We start from the raw sequence: 25,136 nt of genomic DNA on the forward strand, positions 1-25,136 counted from the left end.
AGCGTTTAGTCAAACGCTGCTTAGACAGTTGCATTCAAAATTAGGATAACGCTATGCAGAAAGATAGTGATTTTGAGCTGTTTCGGGACAATTATCGACGCTTCCTAGCAGAGTTTGTCGCCCCATATTATGAGTCATGGGAAGAGCAAGGACTCATGCCTCGACAAGTTTGGGATCAACTTGGACAAAATGGATTTTTATGCGTCGATGTGCCTGAACAATATGGAGGTTACGGCGCACCGATATATTATTCACAAATGATCGTTCAAGAAACGGCTCGAGCGGGCTTCTCTGCGTTAGCCGTTGCAATCGGTGGTCAGAGTGAACTTGTTTCACCCTATATCCAGAATATTGGAAGTGAAGATCAAAAACAATATTGGTTACCTAAAATGGTATCCGGTGAAGTTGTTACAGCTATTGCAATGACTGAAGCCAATGCAGGTTCAGACCTACAAGCCATCCGCACTCAAGCCTTATTAGATGGCGATCATTATGTGGTAAATGGCTCAAAAACGTTTATATCGAATGGTCAACAGGCAGATCTCATAGTTTTAGTTGCTAAAACTGATCCTCAAGCAAGAGCTAAAGGTATTTCGATTTTATTGGTGGATGCTCATTTAGATGGAGTAAAAAAAGGTCGTGGTCTAAAAAAAATTGGGCTTCAATCTCAAGACACTGCCGAATTATTTTTTGACCAAGTCAGAGTTCCTAAAGACCAATTATTAGGTCAGGAAGGTCAAGGCTTTAGCTATCTCATGCAAGAACTTCCACGTGAGCGTTTGAGTATTTCTCTCATGGCATTAGGCGCTTTGCAAGGTGCTTTAGAAATTACTCAAGAATATGTCCTCGAACGTAAAGCTTTTGGACAATCAATTGCACAATTTCAAAATACTCGTTTTGTAATCGCTCAAGCCAAAATTAAAACTCTAGCAGCCGAAGCCTTTGTCGAAAAATGTAAGTCGCTTTATCAACAGGGAGTATTGGATGTAAGCGAAGTTGCGGCATTGAAATGCTTCATCACTGATACCCAATGTGAAGTCATTGATCAACTTCTGCAATTGTTCGGGGGATATGGATACATGCGGGAATATCCAATATCTCGATTTTATGTCGATGCACGTGTTCAAAAAATTTATGGGGGAACCAATGAAATTATGAAAGAAATCGTTGCAAGAGAACTTTTAGGAAAATAACACAAAGATTACCTCTATGTATTAATACTATTTCAGGATGAAATAAAGATGAAAAAATTATGGATCACACCACTTCTATTATGTACCGCTCCAGCATTTGCAAATAATTTTATCGACCAAAGTAAAGTCGAATTAACTGCACGTAACTTCTACTTTGACCGTGACTTTAAAGTTGAGAATAGATACCCCGCATTAAGAGACTGGACACAAGGATTTATCTTTAAAGCGCAATCTGGATTCACTGATGGACCGATTGGTTTTGGTTTAGATCTATTAGCGACTGCAGGTTTTAAACTGGATGCTGATGCTAAATATGGAGGTACAGGAAACTTAATTCGTTCCTTGGCAACCAATGAGCCTGCAGATCAATATGGTGAAGTTGGAGTCACTTTAAAAGCTAAAGTTTCTGAAACCGAGGTACGTATAGGGACCCTTCAACCCATGACTCCTGTTTTAGTCGGCTCTCCAGCACGACTTTTACCTCAAACGTATCGAGGTGTTGCAGTTCAATCTAAAGATATTCAAGGTCTGGATCTCCAAGCATCCTATATTGATGAAGTCAATCAACGTGATTCTACAAATTATGAAGCTATAAAGATCTCTGGAGTAAATGGTCGTTATATTTCTGAAGAAACAGATTATTTGTATTACTTAGGTGGACATTATGACTTAACTAATAATCCATTGCGGTTGACTGCATTTCATATGGATGTTAACGACTTATATCGCCAATCGTTGTTAGGCATAACCTATAAATATCCAATCTCTAATCAATCCACTTTTACAACACAGTTGCGTTACTACATTAGCGATGAAGATGGGACTGCTAAAGCGGGTTTAGTTGACAATAATTTACTTCATAGCCATTCAGAACTTCAACACCAAAACCATAAGTTTATCTTTTCTACATTTCACCACTTTGGAGATACTGCTTTTCCGTACTTAACTGGAGGAGAAACTGGACTAGCAATTGATACTTGGACTGGTGAGTTTTTGAATGCGAAAGAGCGTGTTTATAGCCTGCGTTATGAATACGATTTTAAAGACTATATTCCAGGTCTTCGTTTTATGACCCGCTATACCCATGGTAGCAATATTTACGCACCACAGTTGGGTGGTACAGATTTTTCGGAAGATGAATTGGATTTTGATCTAGCTTACATAGTTCAAAATGGCCCACTAAAAAATTTAGGTTTACGCGCGCGTTACGCGATCTACGATAATGATATGCCAATTACCGCCAATATTAAGCCAGCCAATGAAACTCGTATCAATCTTGATTACACATGGAAATTTAAATAATAACAAAAGGGTTCTTTACTGAGGAACCCTACCCTCTCTAAGGATAATAAGTATGAAATATTTAATCGGCTTATTGGTCTACACCACCACTACATTAAGTTTGGCAAATACCCAATATTCACCACAACCCATAAAACTTGAACCCCTTGCGACATTCAATGTTGAACTCACAGCCCCAGTTTGGGAACTAGGTAAAACTTCAGATTTAGGGCAAAGACGCATTATCCCAATCACTGGAGGAACTTTTTCTGGACCAAGTTTGAAGGGGCGTATTCTTAACAATGGTGCAGATTGGCAAAAGGTCGATAGCAAAGGTTTGGCATATATAGATACGCGCTATTTATTAGAAACTGATGATGGTGCTCTGATTTATTTACAAACTAAAGGTTATCGCCATGCTTCACCACAAGTACTAGAACAATTAAGTCGTGGCGAAGATGTTAATCCCACTCAATATTACTTCAAGTTAACCATGCAGTTTGAAACTAGCTCAGAAAAATATGCATGGCTAAATCAGACAATTGCAGTTGGAAGTGCAATGCGTCTCGGAAAAGCCGTGATCTATGATGCATTTGCAGTGAAATAAATATTAAAGGAGTACTTTTCAATGGAAGAACAAGTTTTATCTAATCTGCCCCCTATTCATCATTTGTTGGGTGGTCATCAACTTCACTGGGACAAGGAAAAGCGAGAAATTTCAGTTCAATATACTGCTCTTGAAAGTTTTACTAATCCTAGGGGAAGTGTTGAAGGAGGCATGATCTGTGCCATGCTTGATGATGCAATGGGTATTTTAGCTGCCTTAAATCAAACAGAAAAACCAGCTGCCACAATTAATTTAACAATTGATTTCTTCAGACCATGTGAAGTTGGTGAAGTATTGGCAAAAGCGTGGTTCATCAAAGAAGGACGTAAAATTTTAAGCATTCAAAGTGAAGCTTGGCAGCATGGAAAGTTAGTGGCAAAAACCAGTGCTGCATTTATGGTTCTATAAGGATTAAAAAAAGAATGGATATCTTAAAATTAAAGGACTGTGTCGACAACGACAGAATAAGTTCATATCAAAAATTTGTCGTTTTTTTCTGTTTTATTTTATACATTATCGATGGATTCGATTTCATGATAATGGCTTATTTGGCAAGTTCAGTTGCCAATGAGTTTTCATTAACTGGTACTAATATAGGAACTTTAATTAGTGCTGGTTTAATTGGTATGACCGTCTGCTCATTTTTACTTGCACCTCTCGCAGATAAAATCGGTAGACGTAATTTAATTAACCTTTGTCTATTAATCTGTGGTTTGAGCATGTTTGCATCTGCATTTGCCACCGATTTTAAGCAATTGGTTCTGTGCAGATTTTTCACTGGTGTTGGTATTGGTGGTGTTCAAATCAGTGCTATGATTTTGGCCAGTGAATATTCTCCGACTAAATATAAAAGTTTTAGTGTTGGGATATTATCTGCCGGTTATGGGATTGGAGCAATTAGCGGAGCACTACTTGCTGTATATAGCTTAGAAAGTATCGGTTGGAGACAAGTATTTCTAATTGGTGGATTCGTTACTACATTTGCTTTTCTGTGCTCATTGAAATTTTTACCAGAATCGATCGATTATTTATTACTAAAACAACCAAAACATGCTTTGGAAAAATTGAATCAAATTTTCTCTAAAATGCATAAAAAACCAATTCTCACACTCCCCAAAGCATATGTAGAAAATCAAAAGTCTTCTTACGTAGAAATATTTAACCACAAGTATTTAGTTAAATCCCTTGTATTATGGGTTTCTATATTCTTTATTCTTTTTGGTTTTTATTTCGTGATGGGCTGGACACCTAAAATTCTCAATAGTTCTGGTCTAGATAACTCATTATCTATTAAAACTGCCATGATGATCAGCGTGGGTGGTATTTTAGGTAGTTTTATCATTGGTGTTCTTAGTTCTAAAGTCAGCGTATACATCAATCAAATTGCCTTTTTAATCCTCACGTACGTATGTATTTTATTGTTTGTGAACAATACAGATAATTTAAATATATTAATCATCGTTGCCACAACGCTAGGATTCTTTATTAATGGCTGTTTAGCTGGAATCTATGCCATTTCTACACAGCTCTATGAGGCAGATGTACGATCAACAGGCGTGGGGATTGCAACTGGTGTTGGTCGTTTTGGTGGTATTTTCTCTCCAATCATTGCGGGATACTTTTTAGACCTAGGGAACTCGCCTTTAGAATTGTACGGAAATTTTGGTTTTGCATTTGTTTTAGCAGCTATTGCCATTTTCATCATCTATAAGTTAAAACAAAAATCCGTAGTAAATACACCATACGTCGTTTTACAAAAAGAGCCTCCATAATTTATGCTCACGAATATATAACTTTGTATTGTTAAGATAAGTTGTTTCATCAAAATCTATTGATAGAAACAACAAAAGGTCAGTGAAATCACTGACCTTTTGTTGTTTCTTGTTCAAAGTTTAAATATCAAAGAATACAGTTTCATTTTCACCTTGAATACGAATATCGAAACGATAAACGATCTGACCATCACGCTCTTCACGCTTAGCAATGAGTGTTTGACGACGTGGTGCCCACTCAATACCATTCAAAATTGGGTCTTTCGCATTCGCTTCAGCTTCATCCTCGAAGTAAACTCGAGTATGTAAACCTAAATTGATACCACGCGCAAAAATAACCAGCGCGATATGTGGTGCTTGCTGTGAACCCTTACGTCCAGGAACAGCACCTGGTTTGATCGTATCGAAGCTCCAAAAACCAGTGTCAAAATCCGCACCCGCTCTACCCCAACCTAAAAAGTTTGGATCTGGCTGCTTCCCTTGCGTATCCTGCTGACTTGGATAAACACCATTGGCATCAGCTTGCCAAATTTCTACGAGTACATCGCGAAGTGGTAAACCCAAACCGTCAAAAACTTGCCCTTCGAGGCGAATACGTTCACCTTGAGTGCCATCTTTCACCATTTGATTATTGAAGCTATGCTCAAATACTTCTATACCAGCTTGATTAGGCATTAATCCAATATGGACATATGGACCACCTGTTTGAGATGGTGTTTCATGTAATTCTTCAAATTTCCAGCCATTCATCCTGATGCTCCCTATCAAGTCAAATCATTTTCAAAATATGTCGCACGACGACCACGTAAAGTAATGTCAAAACGATAGCAACGACTATCTGCTTCAATAAAGTTGCTCTTGTCTTCGAGCGCAATTAAAGCTCTTCGCTGTTGTTCTGAAGGAACAGTTTTTAAAATTGGACAGCTATCAATTAATGTATCGCCTTCAAAATAAAACTGGGAAATCAAACGCTGTGCCCAGCCATCTGCCATCACAGAAAAATGGATATGTGCTGGACGCCACTCATTGATACGGTTACGCCACGGATAAGGTCCTGGCTTTATCGTTCTAAAAATGAAGAATCCATTTTCATCTGTGAGCATTCGACCGCAACCACCAAAGTTAGGGTCCATAGCTCCCACATACTGATCATTTGGATGGCGATAACGTCCTGAGGCATTCGCTTGCCATACTTCAATCAAAGCATTTTTAACAGGACGACCAAATTGATCACGTAAATAACCATGAATAATGACGCGTTCACCAACAGGTAAACCATCTTTTGCATAATTTAAAATTAAATCATTGTCTTTAGGACCCAATAAGTCTGCGCTAAAGTGAGGTGCAGTAACCTCGGTTAATGTTTGCGCAATCGAAATCAGTGCATTTTTCGGGGAACGTAATACACTGGTTTTATATCCCGGTGCATATGCTGGTGGATGATCATCTGTATTTCGCTGTGCATAAGCACCCATCAGAATTTGAGACATGAATCTCTCCTTATTCAATTTAAAATATCGTCCGTTTATTTAATTTTCTCAGGCGAAATGCCTAACTCTGCAAATACTTCTTCTGCCATATGCATTGCAGCATTGGCTGCAGGAAGTCCTGCATATAAAGACGCATGCAAAAATAATTCTTTAAGATCATCTTTAGTAACGCCATTGTTGAAACAAGCACGAATATGCATTCTGAGCTCTGCTTCACGCCCCAATGCAAGTAAGATTCCAATCGTCACCAAACTACGTGTATGTCTTGGCAATCCTGGTCGTGACCAAACCTCACCCCATGCAAAACGACTAATGAAGTTTTGAAAATCAGCATTAAATTCATTTAAATTTTCAAGTGAACGCCCGACATGGGCTTCACCCAAGACTTCAGTACGGACTTCTAGCCCCTGCTTATAACGTTCTTCATCATTCATGAGGTTGTTCCTCTTTAAAATTGAAATTATTTGATGTTCAGATGTGCTTAAGACTGAATAAAAGCAAGCAATGCTTGGTTAAATTCAACTGGTCGCTCAATATTGGATAAATGCGATGCATCTATGACTGCAAGTTGACAGTCAGGTATATGTTGTTTTAAAAACTCACCATCATTCACTGTGGTCACAGGATCTAAGCCGCCACATAATGCCAAACAAGGCACAATAATTTTTCCAAGTTGATTGCGTAAATCCGTCTGAGCTAAAGCACGACAAGAGGCTGCATAGCCTTTAGGCTGAGTGACAGACAAACTCTGAATGGTTTTTTGAGCTGTCACATCGTGTAAATAATCAAACTGTTCACTAAACCAACGCGTATGTGTAGTACTGACGATATCAGCCAAACCATTTTGTTCAACCGCATCTGCACGACTCAACCATGCCTCGGCATTTCCAATTTTTGCTGCTGAATTTGCAATCGTAATAGAGTTAAAACGCTCTGGTGCAATTATGCCTAATTGAATCCCAGTAACTCCCCCCATGGAGATACCACAAAAATGCGCTTTTTCTATAGAGAAATGATTGAGTACATCAAGGACATCATTGGCCAAATCAATGATTGTGGTATTTTCAATGACATTACTTCTTCCATGACCACGTGTGTCATAGCAAATCACATCATAATCTTTGGAAAAATAATCAATTTGGGCTTGCCACATGCCATGATTAGTGCCCAGTGAGTTTGAAAAAATGATGCTTGGTTTTGTATCGTCACCAAAACGATAGACCGCAAGCTGCTGACCATTACGATTATTGATTAATGTCATTATGGTGTACTTCCTTGAACGCTCTCTAGTACCGCATCTATTTGTGCTTGAGTATTTCCTAGATAATGTTGCGGATTAAAAATCTGACGGAGTTGATCTAGATCAAAAATAGCTAATATTTCTGGATTATTTTGTACAACATCGAGTAAGTGTCGTTGTTCGGCAACTGCTTGCTTACAAGCAGCTTCCACAAGATGATGTGCATTCAATCGACCCATCTGAGGTGCGAGTGACATCATTAGTGCTTCAGCCATGATTAATCCTTGCGTGCACTCTAAATTTCTGAACATATTTTCAGGATCTACTTCTAATCCCGTAAATACATCGATTGCTCTACTTAAACTACCCGCCGTCAGTTGAAATAACTCTGGTAACGCTAGCCATTCAGCATGCCATGCACCTAAACTTCGTTCATGTTCTTGTACTAAGCTTTGGTAGATACTTGACATTAATGCAGGGACGCGATTTGCAGCGGCTAGAATTGAAGCAGCTGCAACAGGATTACGCTTATGAGGCATCGTCGATGACCCTCCACGCCCAGCACCACTCGGTTCAAACACTTCTGCAATTTCTGTTTGCATCATGAGTGACCAGTCACGGGCCATCTTGCCCAAGTTTCCTGTAATCGTTGCAAGTACATGTGCAATTTCGGCTACACGATCTCGCTCCCCATGCCATGTACATACGGGTGTATTTAAACCAAGTTTTTGTGCGTAGGTACTCACTACAGCCGAACCATATTCAGTTAGTGAAGCTAAAGTACCTACCGCACCACCTAACTGCGCTGTTAAGACATGTTGCTGTAACTGCTGAACACGCTTTAAATCTCGATCTAAACTAGAGAGCCACCGTGCTGTTTTATGTCCAAAGGTAAGCGGTAAACCTTGTTGCAACCATGTACGTCCGATCATCACCTGATCACGGTATTGAATCGTCAGTTTTTTAGTTGCCTGAATAGCCTGGATAAGTTGCTTTTCGATCAGCTGTAACGCATCTTGAGCTTGCAGCATAAAGGCCGTATCAATGATATCTTGGCTGGTCGCACCCCAATGCACATAACGAGAAGCATCTTCATTGATTTTTTTCACAGCAGCAGTGAATTGCTTTACGAATGGAATTGCAATATTGCCAGCGAGACCACTGGACTGTGCCAAATGATCAAAATTAATAATGGAATGAATTTCTTGTGCTGCAACACGTTGAATCGTTTCAGCAGCAATTAAGGGAATAACACCAACTTCAGCTTGAGCTTGAGCCAGTGCAACCTCTGCACGCAACATATATTTTACGAGTGCTTCATCACTAAATATGATATTTACATCATTCTGATAAAACAAACTTGCATATAACTGACTCATAACTTATCCCTATTACGCTTCATCATGTGTTTCACCATAAAGCGTCTGTCCAAAAATTGCTGTTAAACTTTTTCAATAATTAAAGCGATGCCTTGACCCACACCAATACACATAGAGCACAATGCATATTTGCCACCAGTTGCTTCTAGTTGGTTGAGAGCAGTCGTCACCAAACGCGCACCTGATGCACCCAATGGATGACCCAGTGCAATTGCACCACCATTTGGGTTTACACGCGCATCATCGTCGGCTAAACCTAGGTCACGTGTACACGCCAATGCTTGTGCTGCAAATGCTTCGTTCAGCTCAATCACATCCATTTGCTCTAGTGTTAAGCCTGTTTGAGCCAGTAACTTCTTAATCGCAGGTGCCGGACCAAAGCCCATAATGCGAGGTTCAACCCCCACAGTGGTTGCACCAATCACTTTGGCACGAGGTTTTAAACCATATTTTTCTACAGCTGCATCAGACGCAATCAGAATCGCAGCAGCACCATCGTTAATGCCTGATGCATTACCTGCGGTTACTGTGCCGTCTGTTTTTACAACAGGTTTTAACTTGGTTAAGGCTTCTAAAGTGGTTGATGCACGAGGATGTTCATCTTTTGCCACCACAACCGCATCACCTTTACGCTGTGGAATAGTCACAGGCACGATTTCTTGATCAAAGAAACCACGTGCTTGCGCTGCAGCCGTACGTTGTTGGCTGGTTAAAGCAAATTGGTCTTGATCAGCGCGGCTAATGTTGAACTGTTCAGCCACGTTTTCGGCCGTTTGCGGCATGGTTTCAACACCATACATTTCTTTAAGCTTCGGGTTGATAAAACGCCAGCCCATGGTGGTGTCTTCAATCTTTTGACTACGACCAAATGCACTCTCAGATTTACCCATCACAAATGGAGCACGTGACATAGATTCAACACCACCTGCCACAATCACGTCAGCTTCACCAGCTTTAATGGCACGCGCGGCCATTGCTACGGTATCGAGTGATGAACCACATAAACGGTTGACTGTGGTTGCAGGTACTGTATAAGGGATACCTGCTAAAAGCGCCGACATACGACCGACGTTACGGTTATCTTCACCGGCTTGGTTGGCACAACCAAATAAAACGTCATCGACGACATTCCAATCCACAGAAGGGTTACGTTCCATTAACGCTTTTAATGGCACTGCACCTAAGTCATCCGCACGGACAGGTGCTAAACCACCGGCATAACGACCAAAAGGCGTACGGATGGCATCAATGATGTATGCGTTTTTCATAGTGTAAGATCCTAAAACCAGTCTTAAGCCTGAGTGGCATCAATGAGTTTGGCACCCGTCATCGATTGAAGCTCTTCAAAAGATAAGCCTTCAACTTTCTCAATGACTTTCATGCCATCTGCCGTCACATCAATCACACAAAGGTCCGTATAAATGCGGTCCACACATTTCAAACCTGTCGCAGGATAAGTCAGCTCAGCAACGATTTTCGGTTCGCCTTTTTTAGTGACATGATCGGTGGTAATAAAGACTTTCTTCGCACCCACGGCTAAGTCCATTGCACCACCCACAGCAGGAATGGCATCAGGTGCACCGGTATGCCAGTTTGCAAGATCACCATTTTCTGCCACTTGGAAAGCACCCAGTACCGCGATGTCTAAATGACCACCACGCATCATGGCAAATGAATCACCATGATGGAAGAAAGCTCCGCCTTCTAGCAGGGTTACAAACTCTTTACCTGCGTTAATTAACTCAGGGTCACGGTCTTCTTCCGCAGGGGGTGGACCAAAGGCCAATAAACCATTTTCAGAATGTAAAAAGACATCTTTGTCAGCAGGTAAGTAACTCGAGATTTTCGTCGGTAAACCAATGCCAAGGTTGACATAAGCACCATCAGGAATATCTTGTGCAACACGTTCAGCAATTTGATCACGGGTTAATTTTTGATAACTCATTGTATTTCTCCAATCTCAAATTACTGCGCAGGTTGAACTTGTACAACGTGTTGTACAAAGATCCCAGGGGTGATGATGTGTTCAGGATCTAAGGCACCAAGTTCCACGACTTCTGATACTTGTGCGATGGTGATATCTGCTGCCATGGCCATAATTGGACCAAAGTTACGTGCAGATTTACGGTACACCAAGTTCCCCCAGCGATCGCCCTTATGCGCTTTAATTAACGCAAAGTCAGCTTTAATTGGATTTTCTAAAACGTAGTCTTTACCTTCATAATTCATGGTTGGTTTGCCTTCAGCAAGCAAAGTACCAAAACCTGTTGGTGTGTAGATTGGACCTAAGCCCATACCCGCCGCTTGAATACGGCAAGCCAAGTTGCCTTGCGGTACAAGTTCTAACTCGATTTTGCCTGCACGGTAGAGTTCATCGAAGACATAAGAGTCAGACTGACGAGGAAAAGAACAGATGATTTTACGTACAGCGCCTGCTTGTAACAGTTTAGCCAAGCCGTAATCACCATTACCTGCGTTGTTGTTGACGATCACTAAGTCTTTAATACCGAGTTCAATTAAGCCATCGATGAGTTCAGCAGGCTGACCTGCGGTACCAAACCCACCAATCATAATGGTTGAACCGTCTTTAATTTGGGATAAAGCTTCAACTAAAGACTGTGACGATTTATCGATCATCCAACAACTCCCTCTGTACAACATATTTTAATATTTGGGGAATCCACGATTAGCGCAATTTCAATCTGGACGGAGATTGAAATATGCAACTAAATCGCTTGGATTCCGTCACTCCATTCTTGATAAATTAAAAAGCTTGAGCTACCTTGAAAAAAGGTTTTTGTACGATTTACAGATTTTTTGTTCGATGATCGAACAATATCTTGAGTATATTGCTCAAGATTCTAAATCAGCATCAATAATTCAATTTTTAAAATAGCAAGGAAAATGCTGTGTCTACAGAATCAGACCCAAGGAACAGACAACTTCAAAATCCAGATAATAAAAAGTGGATTCGTCATGAAGACTTTATTGCAGGTATCAGCAAAGGACTGGCTATCCTAGATTGTTTTGCAAATGACCGTCACCGTTTAAATGTGACCATGGCTGCAGAAAAAACTGGGTTGACTCGAGCCGCTGCAAGACGACATTTAATGACTTTAGAATATTTAGGTTATTTAGAGTTTGATGGTCATTACTATTATTTAACACCTAAAATTTTAAAATTTTCAGGTGCATATTTAAGTGGTGCACAGCTGCCTAAAATTGCTCAGCCATTGTTGAATTTACTTACTCAGCAAACCTCTCTCATTTATTCCGTGATGGTATTAGATGGCTACGAAGCTATTACGATTGCACGTAGTGCAGCGCATCAACAGACTGATCGTGTTAATCCTTATGGATTACATTTAGGTAACCGACTACCCGCTCATGCGACATCTGCAGGGAAAATTTTATTAAGTTATTTATCCAAGGAAGCACAACAAGAATGGTTGGAAAAATATCCACTCAAAGCACTCACCAAATATACGTATACCGATAATGAGAAATTTATAAAATTATTAGCAGAAGTTAGAGCTGATGAATATTGTTACTCAGCTGAAGAACATGAGTTAGGCGTACATGCTTTGGCTGTACCTATTCACAATCATCGTGCTGATGTTGTCGCAGCATTGAACATTGTGTCACCGACAGGTAAAACCAGTAAGGAATATTTAATTCAGTATATTCTGCCCTTATTACAGCAAACCTCGATTGAATTTAGACAATTTGTTTAATAAAAAAACACACCAAATTGTGGAACAATTTGGTGTGTGCTAAAAATTAGCCAATGGATTAAGCTTAACTTCGAGGATTAACTCGCTTTTTGGAGTGGTAGTCCAACATAGTTTTCAGCAAGCGTAGTTTGCCCTGCTTCTGAACCAAGAATATAACTTAATTCAGCTTGTTTGATTTTATGCTCGAATTCGGTTTCTGTCTCAAAACGATGTAATAAATGAGTCATCCACCAAGAGAAACGCTCTGCTTTCCATACACGTTTTAAGCAATTTTCAGAATACTGCTCAATCCCCTGCTCAGAACCCGTTTGATAATATTCAATGAGAGCTTGAGAAAGATACGCAATATCAGATGCAGCGAGGTTTAAACCTTTAGCTCCTGTTGGCGGTACAATATGAGCAGCATCACCCGCCAAGAACATTTTACCAAAACGCATTGGCTCAGTGACAAAACTACGTAATGGCGCAATACTCTTCTCAATTGATGGACCAGTCACGAGCTTTTCACGGCTTTCAGGATCTAGACGATTTTTTAACTCTTCCCAAAATTGCTCATCTGACCAATTTTCAACTTTATCCGTTAACGGTACTTGTAGATAATAGCGACTTCTCGTGTTAGAACGCATACTGCATAATGCAAATCCACGATCAGATTGCACATAAATTAGTTCCTCCGCAACAGGAGGTACATCTGCCAATACCCCTAACCAGCCAAATGGATAGACTTTCTCAAAAGTTTTAATTTTGTCTTCTGGCACACTGGCACGGCACACACCATGGTACCCATCACAACCTGCGATAAAATCACATTCAACTTTAACTTGCTGACCATTATGCTCAAAAGTAACACTTGGTTGACCGTAGAAATCATGTACTTGAACGTTAGCTGATTCATAGTATGAAGTGAGTTGAGCCGCTGTGCGAGCCTGCATTAAATCTTTGGTGACTTCAGTTTGGCCATATACCGTAACTTGTTTACCACCCGTCAACTGCGTTAAATCAACACGGTGCTTTTCACCATTGGTTAGAATTTCAATACCCTGATGAGGTAACCCTTTTTCACGGAGTTGCTGATCTACACCAGCTTCAGTCAATAAATCTACTGAAACTTGCTCTAAAATCCCAGCACGGATTCGACTGGCAACATATTCAGCACTGCGCTGTTCAATTAAAATATGATCAATACCCGCTTTATATAGCAGTTGACCGAGTAATAAACCTGCTGGACCTGAACCAATAATCGCGACTTTGGTTTTTAAAATTTCCATATTGCAAACACCCTCAATTTTTTTCCTTTTGTAAAACCTAATGAAATTCCAACTGAGGTACTAGACTTTAGCCCTAAATACGACCGAATTTAGTGACAAATGACCGATCATCGGACAAGATATCAGAATTAAAGGGTGTAAATCAGAGCAATATCATGCGCAATGAATTGATTTCAAATGCTAAAAATAAAGAAGTAATTCAATATGATGATTATATTGCAGGCCTTGCTAAAGGTTTGAATCTATTAGAGTGCTTTGGTGTTGAACGTCAAAAATTAAATGTCACCCAAATTGCTGAACGTACAGGATTGAGTCGAAGCGCAGCACGACGATATTTAAGAACTTTAAAATTTTTAGGTTATTTAGACACAGATGAACATTTTTATTGGCTCACCTACAAAGTTTTACGCTTTTCAAGTGCTTATCTAAGCTCTGCATATTTGCCAAAAGTCGCTCAACCTATGCTGAATTTACTCAGTATCAAAACTGCACTGAGCTATTCAGTCACGGTACTCGATGAACATGAAGTAGTACCTGTTGCGAAAAGTGTTCCTCAACAGAACGAATCATCTAAAATGAGTCCGTTGGGTATTCATCTAGGTAATCGCCTTCCAGCCTACGCCACCTCAACAGGTAAAATACTACTCTCAAGATTGAGCCATGATGAACTTAATCAATGGCTTGCACAATATCCACTCAAGAGATTAACGCCTTTTACCATCATAGATCATCAAAAGTTTATAAACACTATTGCAACTGTTCAAAAACAGGACTATTGCATTTCTACAGAAGAACATGAATTGGGAATTATTGCTTTAGCTGTCCCTATTCTCAACATGCAAGGTGATACTGTAGCCGCACTCAACTGTATCGGATCCAGCCACAGAATTACAGAAACATATTTAATCCAAAATATTTTGCCCCAGCTTAAACAAGTAGCTCATGATTTGCGCGCTATTTTATAAAATTCGGAAGATTCGAATGAACTTTTAAGATTTTTTTCCTTTCTTTAACTGAGGCGTTCATTTTTTTAATCCCTAGTACTTTAGTATATTTTTCAAGTACTTCTTCGCAAATATGGATCCATTTAATCTAAAATATATCTAAGTTAATATTTTTTTGCTTGAATTTGGATCCAATAATGCTAAATTCATGCACATTGCAGACGTGTTGATTATTTCATCAATACCAGAATATGGACGGGTTCTGACTGCGATGAACACCTTAAACATTACTAGGATGACTTCTGAAGTCTGCCTACGTTAATGACATGTTATCACATGCCACACGTAGTGCTTTTCAATGAGGTCTTATTCCATGGAGAAAGTAAATGGTTCAGAACCCGCGTGAGGAAATGAATAACAAGACCATGAATGGGTTTCAGTGGTTTGTTATCGGTATCTGTATTTTATTAAATGTTATTGATGGCTTTGACGTTCTTGTCATGGCCTTTACTGCTGCATCTGTTTCTGCCGAGTGGGGACTGACTGGCGCTGAACTTGGTGCACTATTGAGTGCTGGCCTATTTGGTATGGGTGCTGGCTCACTATTTCTTGCACCTTGGGCTGACAAAATCGGTCGCCGCCCACTCATCTTACTTTGCCTACTTATCTCTGGAGTAAGTATGGTTGCAGCATCATTTGCTCAGACTGCAATGCAACTTGGCATGATGCGTTTTGTGACTGGTTTAGGCATCGGCGGTATTCTCGCAAGTAGTAATGTTATTGCAAGTGAGTACGCATCTCTGCGTTGGAGAAGTCTCGCAGTCAGCTTACAATGTACAGGTTACGCGATTGGTGCAACCGTTGGTGGGATTATTGCAATTGCGCTTATCAGCAATTTCGGATGGCGTGCAGTCTTCTTAACAGGTGGTTTAGCGACTTTATTCATGTTGGTCGTGTCTTATTTCACCTTACCAGAATCACTTGATTACCTTTTGGTTAAACAGCCAAAAAATGCTCTAGAACGTATTAATGTTTTAGCAAAGAAAATCAATATTACCCCATTACAGCAACTTCCTACGGTCACTATGACCAGCGAACAAGCAAAGAGTGGTTTGGCACGTTTGTTCAGCCCTAAATTGGCACTTCAAACGATTTGTATCTGGTTTAGCTTCTTCTTCGTTATGTTTGGTTTCTACTTCGTCATGAGTTGGACACCAAAAATCTTATCTGCAAATGGGATGACCACTGAACAAGGTGTAACAGCAGGTGTCCTGATTAGTGCTGGCGGTATGTTTGGTGCTGCGCTGTTAGGTCTGATTAGTTCACGTATCCGTATTTACTATGTTCAAGCGACTTTCCTTGCCTTAACTGCAATCTTGATCTGGTTATTTGTGAACAGTACTGGTTCACTCATGATCGCATTCATTCTTGCTTTATTCCTTGGCATGATGTCAAACGGATGTGTCGCAGGTCTATATGCGATGTCTCCTGCAATCTATGATGCTGATGTTCGTGCGACTGGTGTAGGTTATGCGATTGGTTTTGGTCGTGTAGGCGGTATTTTGTCTCCACTAGTTGCAGGTGCTTTCCTCGACAGTGGTATCTCATCACTTGTACTTTACGGTTATTATGCGTTGGCATTCGTTGCAGCCATTATCATGGTATTAAGCATTTCAAAACTCAAAAATAAAGAAACTGCACAATTGCATTTCCAACAACCAACATCTGCATAATCATTTTTTAAATACTTTAGAGCTAGACAAGACGTCTAGCTCCACTTTTCATATAGGGACAATAATGAGATTTTCTGCAATCTTTTTAGGGGTAATTGCGTCTGGATTTCTATCAACAACGCAAGCAAATTCATTTATAGATGATGCATCAGTCAATCTAACAGCTCGCAATTTTTATTTTGATCGCGCATATACACAAGATGCATCAGGTAAAGATCAGAAAGACTGGGCTCAAGGTTTTATCTTTAAAGCTAATTCAGGCTATACACCAGGTACCGTAGGACTAGGTTTAGACATTATGGCACTGGCAGGTTTTAATCTTTTAGGCAGTGATGCCGACGATTATGCAGCTTCGGGATTACTGCCAACCAGTCCATCAGGTAAAGCTGATCAGTATGGAGAAATTCGCTGGACGGCAAAAGCGAAAGTGGGCAAATCGACTTTACATGGGGGTACACTCGCACCAATGTTCCCTGTTTTGTTCTCTTCACCAGCTCGTTTATTCCAGCAAAATTATCGAGGTACACATCTTCAAATCAATGAAGTGGATAATTTGAAAATTCATGCCCTGTATGTGGATCGTGTGAATCAACGTGATTCAACAGATTATGAAAAAATTAAAGTTGGCAATCCTAATAATCGATTTAAGACTGCTGCCGAATCATCTGGCTTACACATGCTTGGTGCTGAATATAAATTTAACGATCAAATTAGTGCGCAACTCTTTCATGCCAACCTTCATGATGTTTATCACCAAAATTTCATTGGTGCAAAAAGCAAACATGATATAGGTATTGGGCATTTCTTAGGGGATGTACGCCTGTTTGTGAGTGAAGACTCAGGTCAAGCTCGTGCAGGACATATTGAAAATCAACATTTGAGCGGTATTTTTGGGCTTAACCGTAACAATCATACTTTCAGTTTGGGCTATATGCAGTCTTTTGGTGATACAGCTCTTCCGACCTTAGCGGGTTCAGAGCCAGCAGTGTTCTTAGATAGTATGAGTGCTGATTTCACCAACATTAATGAAAAAGTCTATCACGCACGCTATGACTATGACTTTAAAGACACTTCATTGAAAGGTCTAAAGTTTATGACTCGTTATAGTAAAGGCGATGATATTGAAATTCGTAACACCGACAATCAGACGTTTGAACAAGATGCTCTTGATTTCGAGCTCAGCTATCGTGTTCCAGCGGGTAAACTCGAAGGTTTAAATATTCGTACACGTTATAGTCGCTACCGTAACGATATCCCACCAGTAGGTATGGCATTTAAGTCGGATGACGAAATGCGTGTCAACATTGATTACACTTGGAAATTTAAATAAAACAAAGTTAAAGGGAGTTCAACGGAACTCCCTTTAACACAAATACCTTTCATCGACCACAGCTCATATTTTAATTTCACATCCATTTCACAAGATTGCCAGTAGATTAAAAAATAAGAATAAATTAGTGGATTGAGATCATGAAACACGTCAAAAAAATTGTGGCTGCGACATTGAGCCTTCCTCTACTCTTTTTATCAGGCTGTGCAAGCATCCCAAGTTACTCTGATGATTATGCTCAAGCAAGATCGACAGTTCAAGGCATCACCATGACGCCTGCCAAAGCTCAAGATATAGGGGTTCGTTTTACCAGTGCATTCAATACTTTAGGTACACCTGAATTCACTAACCGAGCAAGCAATTTGTATGCTGACAGTTTATATATCAATGACACACTTTCACAATTTAGTAAGCGTGAAAATCTAGTCGAACATTTCAAAGGTATGAATAACCGTGTCAGTAATGTTTCAGTCAAATTGCTCAACACATCACATTTTGACGACTCAGCCTATGTGCATTGGCGTATGGCATATGATTTTAAAATCTTCGGCACGACTCGAAGCATGGAATCACATGGAATTAGTGAAATAAAACTCAATGAGCAAGACAAAATTGTGTTCCAGCAAGACTTTTGGGACCCAGCTGATGGCTTATTTCGCTCACTACCATATGCTGGAGGATTATACGCATGGTTATTACCTTTCAAAAAATCGCAATAATGGCCCTCTCTGCTTTGAGTCTATTCTTCTTACCACTCGCGCATGCACAAAGTGTGCGTGAGTGTGGTCAAGGAGACCTCAAAGTCGGACAAAAAAATGTCGGTAAAGCAACTTATTTCGCTCAAAATTGTCAAAGCACTTGGAAGAATCAAGATATTCGCATGGACTTTGCTTATACTCAAAATATACCAGAATGGGCTTTTAAAAAGGCTGCAACGCACTTTCTCAAACGAAATGTCAAACAAGCCAATACGTTGAAACAGCTTGACCAGATCACACAATTGTATCAACCCGTTCGATCTGGTGATATTTACAGTCTAAGCTATACCCATACGACCCAGACTTTAACTTTGAGTCTAAATCAAAAAATTTTGGGTAAAGTTCAATACATGAATGCCAATGATTATTTTAATATTTGGCTGGGTTCGTCTCCATTTAGTGATACTTTAAAAAAGCAATTATTGGACTAATCGTGTCGCCATGACTAAACATTTTATTTTAATGGTCGAAGATCATTACGAACTTGCTTCAACATTATGTGAATTTTTAGAAGAGCATAATTTTGTGGTTGATCATGCGCGTAATTTGGATGTGGCACGTCAACTGCTTAAACAACATCCTTATCATATTCTACTGTTAGATATTAATTTACCTGACGGTACAGGTTATGACCTGTGTGAATGGCTTCGCAACGAACAGGGACTCGACCTCCCAGTACTGATGCTGACTGCTCGTGATACTTTGGATGATAAATTAAAAGGTTTCCGAGCTGGTACAGATGATTATTTAGTGAAACCATTTGATTTTAATGAATTGGTTTATCGTGTTCGTGCACTGATCAAACGCTCATTAGGAGAAGTATCTAACAGCCAAATTAAAATTCACGATCTCACATTAGACCCTGCTTTACAGCAAATCACACGTGCAGGTCAAATGATCGAACTGCCACCTATTCAATTCAAACTTTTAAAATTACTCATGCGAAACTCACCTAAAGTGCTCACTAAACAGGAGATCATGCTTGAGTTATGGGGGGATGAAGAACCAGAAAGCGATGCGCTCAGAAGCCATATCTATAATTTAAGAAAAATGGTCGATAAGCCCTTTGAACAAAAATTAATACACACCGTTTCAGGGGTAGGTCTAAAGATCGCAGTGGAATAAAACTAGTTACTACTGAATTCACACTTCAGATCAAATTCCCCCAAATACACTATTTTGGAGGCTGATCATTCAAGTAAACGACCACAATCAGTCCTGAACTGAGTGACAAGTCAACTTTTGGATGAGTCATCAAATAGTATTCACGATCAAATAACTCTACTCTCCAGCCAAGTTGTTTACATAATTTTTGAACCAGTTGTAGCCCGATACCATGACCTTTGATATCGAGTTGCAGCTGCTGATTCGTTAGTTCTTGCACCTTAGAGTTATTCGGTAAATCAATCCCGATACCATTATCTGCGACCAACACTTTATTTTTTTCGAGAATGACATTAATGCTTGTACCTTGAGAGTAATTCAATGCATTTCTTAAAATATTGCTGAATACCATTTTCGTCATCGATGGATATAAATGACGTTTGACCTCATCAACTTCGATGTTTAAATCGATACTCATTCCTTTAGCCAAACTGACACTATTCAAGTCGCTTACAACATCTTGAAGCAGTTCAGATAAACGGGTTTTTTCACTTTGTAAATTACTTGTGGTATTTCGAGCAATCGCCAAAAGTGTATCGACCAATAACTGCATATCTTCAATTGTGTTTTGCAATCGAGTAAAGGATTTGTTATCACCATAACGGGCCTGACAAAGTTGTACATTGCCCTTCAATATTGTGAGCGGTGTTCGAAGTTCATGACTAACATCGCCAGTAAACTCTCTTTCACGCTGAATGAATTCGCTTAGAACTTGATGATATTTTTCAAGTGCTTGCTTGAGATATTCAGCCTCCAAATTAGAATCTGTTTTAATTTCTTTAAATGGTGATGCTCGATTATTCTGATGTTCCCAATCGATATGTTCGAGTGCATTGGCTAAGCGTGTGATGGGCGAAAAATAGCGGCGTGCACGGCGATTCCACCACCACAGCACACTGTATAGCAAAAATAAGCTGACCATGAGTGGCGCTAAACCAAACAGCCAAATAAGCTTATTAACATTACTTTCACCAAACACTAAAAAAACGTGTTCACCATTGCGTGTCCCATAAACTGTCATCCGGTCTTTACCATCGATATAGTGTCGATGTACACCCGATTGGAGTTTTAAATTACGAAATTCAGAGGGGGCTAACTCGTCATCGGACCAACGATATCCATATAAATTTTTAGTGTCGGGTAAAGCAGCTTCTGGATTACGCTCCATACGCTGCCAGTAATGCTCCATCTCCTGTTCGAGCGCTGTGGTCAGCAATGTTCCTTTAATGACCCAAGCACTGCAACCAATCCCAATCACAATAGACAAGGCAATAAGACCAATTTGTAGCCAATAATAGCGGTTAAACACCTCACCCAAAGGATGATCGCGTTTATCCCTAAATAGCCTCATCATGGACATGTACCCTCTTCACCTTATCGCTAAAATTAGTTTGAACTTCAAACAGCTCGCTTCTTAAACAAATAATGGCCAATCACCCACTCACGACCTTTGTCATAACCAAACAGTTCTGCACAAGCCATGAAAAAGATTCTCCAACGTTGCCACCAGATTTCCGCATCTTGACCATAAGTTTGCTTAAATAGTGGTTTAAGTAAGTCCTTTTTTTGGTCCATATTATTTAACCATGCATTGGCTGTATGTTCATACTGTTGTCCAGACCATTGCCATTGGTTTTCTAGCTGTAAATGATCCTGAAAGTGCAGGAAAGTCGAAACAGCAGGCATTAAACCGCCTGTAAAAAAATATTTAGACATCCAGTCATAATCATTTTTAACTTCGAATGGATAGTGAATAAATCGATGGCAGAAAATATGACACCACAATAAACCATCTGCTTTGAGCCATTGGCTAATATTGGCAAATAATCGCTGATAGTTTCGAACATGCTCAAACATTTCAACGGATACAACACGATCAAAAGAGTTTTGCTCCAACTCGAGTTGATTTACATCACAGGTGATGACTGTCAAATTGTTAAATTGCTTTTCTTTGGCTTGTTGTTGAATGTGAAGACGTTGAGTATTGGAGTTTGATACTACCGTAATGTTGGCATTTGGATAATGCTCTGCCATATACAAACTGAGTGATCCCCAACCACAGCCTATTTCTAAGATGTCCTGACCATCTTGTAATTGCGCACGTTCACAGTAGACCTGCAGGGCATTTTCCTCAGCTTGATCTAAACTGGTTTTAGCATCATGGAATAAACTGGCACTGTATTTTAAACGCTTGCCCAACACGGCCTGAAAGAATGCTGTAGGCAATTCATAATGTTGTTCATTTGCCTTGTCTGTATCAATCGCGATTTCACTTTTTTTCAAGTCTCTTAATACATCCATATAACGCTGTGAAGCGAATCCAGGGTCAAAACGACCTTCTTGCTCAAGACGTTTTTTGCAAAGTGCTTGGATACCAAGACGAATCACTTGATCTGGAACTTTGCCACTTTCAATGAGTTTTAAAGATTGTTGAACGATTGAATCCATGTAATTACCTACTTTTTCGGTGGCCAAGGAAGAAACATTGATGTTTTTTGTTGGTACATCTTGTAGTTTGCACCACGATTTTTGAGTGCTTGCTGTTCACTAAATGGAATACCCGTGATGTAGTACAAAAAAAGCCACATCAACACTGGATAGATCCACAACCAAGGCGTTCCCGCCGCTATACCTAAGATTGGATAAGCAAACCAATGTATCCATTCAAAAAAGTAATTCGGATGGCGTGAATATTTCCATAACCCTTGATCCATCGTTTTGCCACGATTATTCGGGTTCAATTTAAATTGATACAACTGATGATCTGCGAGTGCCTCACCAATAAATGCAACCAGCATGATTAATCCTGAAATTAGCAGCAGCAGCTCTGTCGAGTTACTCCACTGCATCGCAGGTATACTGAGCAATTTGATCATTGGATATGAGAATAAGGAGATCAACCCAGCCTGAAATAGAAAAAAGAGAAGAAAACCTAAATGTTGAAAGTCTCCCATCGCACGGCGCATATTGGCATAACGCGTGTCCTCAGCATCTTCTCGGATATATCGTCTGAATAAATGCCATGCTAAACGGAGAAACCAAAGACCACTCGCGATCGCTAGAAAAATGCGAACAGATGTAGGGGCTTCATTCATTACATTTGCTGCGATGAGGACATTTAAAGCTATTCCAAAGCTCCAAATGACATCGACCAAACCTGCACGATGATTAAATGTCACCCAAATCCATGCACAAAGCATCAGGAAAACATTCATCACAAATAAATTGAGCAACATCGAGATGTCCTCTCACTGATTTAGTATGGACTTGCTTCAAACAATAAATGCACATCACTAATGACGCCTTCGAGAAAACCTCCTTCGCAATAACATAAATAAAAATCCCACATGCGAATAAAGTTTTCATCAAAGCCCAGTGCTAAAACTTGCTCACGCTGTTGTAGAAAACGTTCACGCCAGCAGTGAATCGTTTGTGCATAACTTAAACCAATATCTTCAAGATGCTTTAGACGTAATTTTTGCTCTGATGCAACGTTGGTCATCACGCTGATACAAGGAATAAAACTACCTGGGAAAATGTATCTTTTGATGTAATCGACCGTACTCAATGCCTTTTCATATCTCGCATCTTCAATGGTGATGGCTTGAATAAGCGCCAAACCATTAGGTTTTAACAGCTGTCTACACTTTTCAAAATATGTCGATAGATATTGAGCACCAACGGCTTCAATCATTTCAATTGAAACCAATTTATCGAATTTACCTTCAAGTAAACGATAATCTTTTAATTTAACTTCAACACGATGAGACAGACCCGCAGCGTCAATTCTAGCTTTAGCTTCGTCATATTGAGCTTGAGAAATGGTAATAGTAGTCACTTTACAACCATAGTTTTGCGCAGCATAGATCGCAAAACCACCCCATCCACTGCCAATTTCAACCAAATGATCCATCGGTTGAAGTTTCAATTTTTGGCATATGATTTCTTTTTTATAATCGGATGCTTGTTCCAAAGTCATAGATGGATCTTTGAATACCGCGCTGGAGTACATCATGCTCGGATCAAGAAATAACTTAAAAAAGTCATTACTTAAATCATAATGCTCAGCAATATTTTTGCGACTACCTTCCAATGAGTTTTTACGCGATGCATACCAAGTTTTGAGCAAGAGTTGACTCGCCTTTGCTAAGGCACTTTGGTTCATACGATCTAAAATATCGCGATTTCTCGCAAGAATTCGCACAATCTTCACTAAATCTGGTGTCGTCCAATATCCTTGAATGAAACCTTCAGCTGCACCAAGAACCCCCTGACGAAAAAGTAGATCCATCAACTTTGCATCATGGACCTCAATCACTGCGTCTAGATCACTCACCTCACCGACTGAACCCTCCCAAATCCCTTTAAAATGAATTTGGCCGTGTTTTAATTTCAGTAAATGACGTAATACCAGCGGTAGTGAAGATTGCTCTCCCATTAACAATGATTTCATATCACAGCTTATCCTTCGTTTTATTGGGATGCCGATAAAATGGAACTCTATTTATCCAAAGCTTAAAGGCATGATAATAAATACCTGCAACCATCTTGATCGGCTCAAATAGTTTAAAAACAGCATAGCGATGAAGTTGTGAAGGAAGTGTGATGGGGGTTAACTCAAAACGCATTGATGCATCGAATTGTAATTTTTCCTCTTTAAACAATTGCATAAGCACATAATTTTGTTTTTCAGCCAAACTAAACGTCCATTGATACTTCAGATCCATTGGCATGAAGGGTGACACGTGAAAAGCTTTGTCAAACTGGAAGTGGAAGCTCGTATATTCGGAATGCTGCTCCCCCCCGGTGCGACAATCGTGAACATATACCTGTCTTTCTAACCAGGGTGTATTGGTGATTTCACTGAGAATGAACTGTAATTTTTGCTGGGCATTAAATAGAAAATAAAAAACCACCGAATTAAATCTGAAGCCAAGCGTGCGCGGCAAAGCCAACACCCGAATTTCAGCGAGCTCCGTCGGCTCTTCTAAAGTATGCTCTTCCAACACATGCAGAACCTTCTCTCGAATCGTGCCTTGATAGTTTGCCAAGAAGTCATCAGAATCTAGGCTCAGAAAGTTCCATTTTTTCGTTGACCAAAGTATCGAAGTTTGCGCGAAGTGTTCGAGCTGTTCTGGATCAAACCACAAATACGTCAGCTGACTCTGAAAAGCATAAGGCTTAGGCAAGTAACGGCGATGACGAATGTCAGCAACTGCAATTGCAAGTGGATACAGCTGCAT

At 39.9% G+C, this 25,136-nt stretch carries 26 protein-coding genes; 12 read left to right on the forward strand and 14 right to left on the reverse strand.

The window, feature by feature from the left end; all coding sequences use genetic code 11:
* The first annotated feature begins 53 nt into the window (after positions 1–53).
* From AC1M9E_RS10520 to AC1M9E_RS10540, 5 genes are all read left to right on the forward strand, one after another.
* A complete protein-coding gene (locus AC1M9E_RS10520) occupies positions 54–1,193 on the forward strand; it encodes an acyl-CoA dehydrogenase family protein (RefSeq protein WP_488224773.1) in 1,140 nt (379 codons plus the stop codon).
* Between the two features lie 48 nt (positions 1,194–1,241).
* Positions 1,242–2,495, forward strand: a complete 1,254-nt coding sequence (locus AC1M9E_RS10525; protein ID WP_488224774.1) for an OprD family porin — start codon at positions 1,242–1,244, stop codon at positions 2,493–2,495.
* A 52-nt stretch (positions 2,496–2,547) separates the two neighbouring features.
* A complete protein-coding gene (locus AC1M9E_RS10530; protein WP_481593932.1) occupies positions 2,548–3,081 on the forward strand; it encodes a DUF3237 domain-containing protein in 534 nt (177 codons plus the stop codon).
* Positions 3,082–3,102: 21 nt separating this feature from the next.
* Entirely contained in the window at positions 3,103–3,489 is a 387-nt protein-coding gene (locus AC1M9E_RS10535; protein ID WP_481607512.1) for a PaaI family thioesterase, read from the forward strand.
* A gap of 125 nt (positions 3,490–3,614) precedes the next feature.
* Positions 3,615–4,853: an MFS transporter gene (locus AC1M9E_RS10540; RefSeq protein WP_488224775.1), complete on the forward strand. Its 1,239-nt coding sequence runs from the start codon at positions 3,615–3,617 to the stop codon at positions 4,851–4,853.
* A 120-nt stretch (positions 4,854–4,973) separates the two neighbouring features.
* Here AC1M9E_RS10540 and pcaG read toward each other — a convergent pair whose 3' ends face one another.
* The 8 genes from pcaG to AC1M9E_RS10580 all read right to left on the reverse strand — a co-directional run bounded on the left by pcaG (position 4,974) and on the right by AC1M9E_RS10580 (position 11,599).
* Complete coding sequence (pcaG, locus tag AC1M9E_RS10545) at positions 4,974–5,603, reverse strand: protocatechuate 3,4-dioxygenase subunit alpha (RefSeq protein ID WP_092766915.1); 630 nt, start codon at positions 5,601–5,603, stop codon at positions 4,974–4,976.
* Between the two features lie 14 nt (positions 5,604–5,617).
* Positions 5,618–6,343, reverse strand: coding sequence for a protocatechuate 3,4-dioxygenase subunit beta (gene pcaH / locus AC1M9E_RS10550; protein WP_092766916.1), 726 nt, complete (start codon positions 6,341–6,343; stop codon positions 5,618–5,620).
* A 35-nt stretch (positions 6,344–6,378) separates the two neighbouring features.
* Entirely contained in the window at positions 6,379–6,777 is a 399-nt protein-coding gene (pcaC, locus tag AC1M9E_RS10555; RefSeq protein ID WP_035269644.1) for a 4-carboxymuconolactone decarboxylase, read from the reverse strand.
* Positions 6,778–6,824: 47 nt separating this feature from the next.
* Positions 6,825–7,607 carry an alpha/beta fold hydrolase gene (locus tag AC1M9E_RS10560; RefSeq protein ID WP_488225210.1) on the reverse strand — a complete coding sequence of 261 codons (783 nt, stop codon included), beginning with the start codon at positions 7,605–7,607 and terminating at the stop codon, positions 6,825–6,827.
* On the reverse strand, positions 7,604–8,962 hold the full coding sequence (gene pcaB, locus AC1M9E_RS10565) for a 3-carboxy-cis,cis-muconate cycloisomerase (RefSeq protein WP_488224776.1): 1,359 nt from the start codon (positions 8,960–8,962) through the stop codon (positions 7,604–7,606). The genes AC1M9E_RS10560 and pcaB overlap by 4 nt, the downstream gene beginning before the upstream one ends.
* Before the next feature lie 62 nt (positions 8,963–9,024).
* Entirely contained in the window at positions 9,025–10,230 is a 1,206-nt protein-coding gene (gene pcaF, locus AC1M9E_RS10570; protein ID WP_035269641.1) for a 3-oxoadipyl-CoA thiolase, read from the reverse strand.
* Between the two features lie 23 nt (positions 10,231–10,253).
* The gene (locus tag AC1M9E_RS10575) at positions 10,254–10,907 is read right to left on the reverse strand and encodes a 3-oxoacid CoA-transferase subunit B (protein ID WP_180028014.1); all 654 of its coding nucleotides are present in this window, start codon (positions 10,905–10,907) and stop codon (positions 10,254–10,256) included.
* A gap of 20 nt (positions 10,908–10,927) precedes the next feature.
* Positions 10,928–11,599: a 3-oxoacid CoA-transferase subunit A gene (locus tag AC1M9E_RS10580; protein WP_035269637.1), complete on the reverse strand. Its 672-nt coding sequence runs from the start codon at positions 11,597–11,599 to the stop codon at positions 10,928–10,930.
* 272 nt (positions 11,600–11,871) lie between these two features.
* On the opposite strand from AC1M9E_RS10580, the gene pcaU reads away from it, so the two are divergent.
* Positions 11,872–12,696 (forward strand): IclR family transcriptional regulator PcaU, encoded by an 825-nt coding sequence (pcaU, locus tag AC1M9E_RS10585; RefSeq protein ID WP_481607954.1) that lies wholly within the window; start codon positions 11,872–11,874, stop codon positions 12,694–12,696.
* Between the two features lie 77 nt (positions 12,697–12,773).
* Here the strand turns inward: pcaU and pobA are convergent, their stop codons facing one another.
* Positions 12,774–13,964: a 4-hydroxybenzoate 3-monooxygenase gene (pobA, locus tag AC1M9E_RS10590; protein WP_481590765.1), complete on the reverse strand. Its 1,191-nt coding sequence runs from the start codon at positions 13,962–13,964 to the stop codon at positions 12,774–12,776.
* A 155-nt stretch (positions 13,965–14,119) separates the two neighbouring features.
* Between pobA and AC1M9E_RS10595 the strand changes: the two genes are divergently transcribed.
* The 6 genes from AC1M9E_RS10595 (at position 14,120) to AC1M9E_RS10620 (ending at position 19,854) form a co-directional block, all read left to right on the forward strand.
* Positions 14,120–14,929 carry an IclR family transcriptional regulator domain-containing protein gene (locus AC1M9E_RS10595; protein ID WP_180000496.1) on the forward strand — a complete coding sequence of 270 codons (810 nt, stop codon included), beginning with the start codon at positions 14,120–14,122 and terminating at the stop codon, positions 14,927–14,929.
* 365 nt (positions 14,930–15,294) lie between these two features.
* Positions 15,295–16,641 (forward strand): MFS transporter, encoded by a 1,347-nt coding sequence (locus AC1M9E_RS10600; protein ID WP_481607955.1) that lies wholly within the window; start codon positions 15,295–15,297, stop codon positions 16,639–16,641.
* A gap of 64 nt (positions 16,642–16,705) precedes the next feature.
* Positions 16,706–17,971 (forward strand): OprD family outer membrane porin, encoded by a 1,266-nt coding sequence (locus AC1M9E_RS10605; protein ID WP_481607956.1) that lies wholly within the window; start codon positions 16,706–16,708, stop codon positions 17,969–17,971.
* A 140-nt stretch (positions 17,972–18,111) separates the two neighbouring features.
* On the forward strand, positions 18,112–18,690 hold the full coding sequence (locus AC1M9E_RS10610; protein ID WP_171260728.1) for a nuclear transport factor 2 family protein: 579 nt from the start codon (positions 18,112–18,114) through the stop codon (positions 18,688–18,690).
* On the forward strand, positions 18,660–19,160 hold the full coding sequence (locus AC1M9E_RS10615; RefSeq protein ID WP_481607957.1) for a chalcone isomerase family protein: 501 nt from the start codon (positions 18,660–18,662) through the stop codon (positions 19,158–19,160). The genes AC1M9E_RS10610 and AC1M9E_RS10615 overlap by 31 nt, the downstream gene beginning before the upstream one ends.
* 10 nt (positions 19,161–19,170) lie before the next feature.
* Positions 19,171–19,854, forward strand: a complete 684-nt coding sequence (locus AC1M9E_RS10620) for a response regulator transcription factor (RefSeq protein ID WP_092768268.1) — start codon at positions 19,171–19,173, stop codon at positions 19,852–19,854.
* A 49-nt stretch (positions 19,855–19,903) separates the two neighbouring features.
* Here AC1M9E_RS10620 and AC1M9E_RS10625 read toward each other — a convergent pair whose 3' ends face one another.
* From AC1M9E_RS10625 to AC1M9E_RS10645, 5 genes are read right to left on the reverse strand one after another with little or no spacing between them, the layout of a single operon-like run.
* Entirely contained in the window at positions 19,904–21,247 is a 1,344-nt protein-coding gene (locus AC1M9E_RS10625) for a sensor histidine kinase (RefSeq protein WP_481591954.1), read from the reverse strand.
* A gap of 44 nt (positions 21,248–21,291) precedes the next feature.
* Complete coding sequence (locus AC1M9E_RS10630) at positions 21,292–22,341, reverse strand: SAM-dependent methyltransferase (protein WP_481607958.1); 1,050 nt, start codon at positions 22,339–22,341, stop codon at positions 21,292–21,294.
* A gap of 8 nt (positions 22,342–22,349) precedes the next feature.
* Entirely contained in the window at positions 22,350–23,129 is a 780-nt protein-coding gene (locus tag AC1M9E_RS10635) for a DUF1295 domain-containing protein (protein ID WP_035269401.1), read from the reverse strand.
* A gap of 20 nt (positions 23,130–23,149) precedes the next feature.
* Complete coding sequence (locus AC1M9E_RS10640; RefSeq protein WP_481610335.1) at positions 23,150–24,346, reverse strand: class I SAM-dependent methyltransferase; 1,197 nt, start codon at positions 24,344–24,346, stop codon at positions 23,150–23,152.
* Position 24,347: 1 nt separating this feature from the next.
* Complete coding sequence (locus AC1M9E_RS10645; RefSeq protein ID WP_035269389.1) at positions 24,348–25,136, reverse strand: DUF1365 domain-containing protein; 789 nt, start codon at positions 25,134–25,136, stop codon at positions 24,348–24,350.

This window comes from Acinetobacter sp. 24-47-47 (assembly GCF_057737035.1).

What these genes read in the sequence shown, in the direction of transcription:
- AC1M9E_RS10520 (WP_488224773.1), top strand. Translation starts at nt 54, where the DNA reads ATGCAGAAAGATAGTGATTTTGAGCTGTTTCGGGACAATTATCGACGC.
- AC1M9E_RS10525 (WP_488224774.1), top strand. Translation starts at nt 1,242, where the DNA reads ATGAAAAAATTATGGATCACACCACTTCTATTATGTACCGCTCCAGCA.
- AC1M9E_RS10530 (WP_481593932.1), top strand. Translation starts at nt 2,548, where the DNA reads ATGAAATATTTAATCGGCTTATTGGTCTACACCACCACTACATTAAGT.
- AC1M9E_RS10535 (WP_481607512.1), top strand. Translation starts at nt 3,103, where the DNA reads ATGGAAGAACAAGTTTTATCTAATCTGCCCCCTATTCATCATTTGTTG.
- AC1M9E_RS10540 (WP_488224775.1), top strand. Translation starts at nt 3,615, where the DNA reads ATGATAATGGCTTATTTGGCAAGTTCAGTTGCCAATGAGTTTTCATTA.
- pcaG (WP_092766915.1), bottom strand. Translation starts at nt 5,603, where the DNA reads ATGAATGGCTGGAAATTTGAAGAATTACATGAAACACCATCTCAAACA.
- pcaH (WP_092766916.1), bottom strand. Translation starts at nt 6,343, where the DNA reads ATGTCTCAAATTCTGATGGGTGCTTATGCACAGCGAAATACAGATGAT.
- pcaC (WP_035269644.1), bottom strand. Translation starts at nt 6,777, where the DNA reads ATGAATGATGAAGAACGTTATAAGCAGGGGCTAGAAGTCCGTACTGAA.
- pcaB (WP_488224776.1), bottom strand. Translation starts at nt 8,962, where the DNA reads ATGAGTCAGTTATATGCAAGTTTGTTTTATCAGAATGATGTAAATATC.
- pcaF (WP_035269641.1), bottom strand. Translation starts at nt 10,230, where the DNA reads ATGAAAAACGCATACATCATTGATGCCATCCGTACGCCTTTTGGTCGT.
- AC1M9E_RS10575 (WP_180028014.1), bottom strand. Translation starts at nt 10,907, where the DNA reads ATGAGTTATCAAAAATTAACCCGTGATCAAATTGCTGAACGTGTTGCA.
- AC1M9E_RS10580 (WP_035269637.1), bottom strand. Translation starts at nt 11,599, where the DNA reads ATGATCGATAAATCGTCACAGTCTTTAGTTGAAGCTTTATCCCAAATT.
- pobA (WP_481590765.1), bottom strand. Translation starts at nt 13,964, where the DNA reads ATGGAAATTTTAAAAACCAAAGTCGCGATTATTGGTTCAGGTCCAGCA.
- AC1M9E_RS10595 (WP_180000496.1), top strand. Translation starts at nt 14,120, where the DNA reads ATGCGCAATGAATTGATTTCAAATGCTAAAAATAAAGAAGTAATTCAA.
- AC1M9E_RS10600 (WP_481607955.1), top strand. Translation starts at nt 15,295, where the DNA reads ATGGTTCAGAACCCGCGTGAGGAAATGAATAACAAGACCATGAATGGG.
- AC1M9E_RS10605 (WP_481607956.1), top strand. Translation starts at nt 16,706, where the DNA reads ATGAGATTTTCTGCAATCTTTTTAGGGGTAATTGCGTCTGGATTTCTA.
- AC1M9E_RS10610 (WP_171260728.1), top strand. Translation starts at nt 18,112, where the DNA reads ATGAAACACGTCAAAAAAATTGTGGCTGCGACATTGAGCCTTCCTCTA.
- AC1M9E_RS10615 (WP_481607957.1), top strand. Translation starts at nt 18,660, where the DNA reads ATGGTTATTACCTTTCAAAAAATCGCAATAATGGCCCTCTCTGCTTTG.
- AC1M9E_RS10620 (WP_092768268.1), top strand. Translation starts at nt 19,171, where the DNA reads ATGACTAAACATTTTATTTTAATGGTCGAAGATCATTACGAACTTGCT.
- AC1M9E_RS10625 (WP_481591954.1), bottom strand. Translation starts at nt 21,247, where the DNA reads ATGATGAGGCTATTTAGGGATAAACGCGATCATCCTTTGGGTGAGGTG.
- AC1M9E_RS10630 (WP_481607958.1), bottom strand. Translation starts at nt 22,341, where the DNA reads ATGGATTCAATCGTTCAACAATCTTTAAAACTCATTGAAAGTGGCAAA.
- AC1M9E_RS10635 (WP_035269401.1), bottom strand. Translation starts at nt 23,129, where the DNA reads ATGTTGCTCAATTTATTTGTGATGAATGTTTTCCTGATGCTTTGTGCA.
- AC1M9E_RS10640 (WP_481610335.1), bottom strand. Translation starts at nt 24,346, where the DNA reads ATGAAATCATTGTTAATGGGAGAGCAATCTTCACTACCGCTGGTATTA.
- AC1M9E_RS10645 (WP_035269389.1), bottom strand. Translation starts at nt 25,136, where the DNA reads ATGCAGCTGTATCCACTTGCAATTGCAGTTGCTGACATTCGTCATCGC.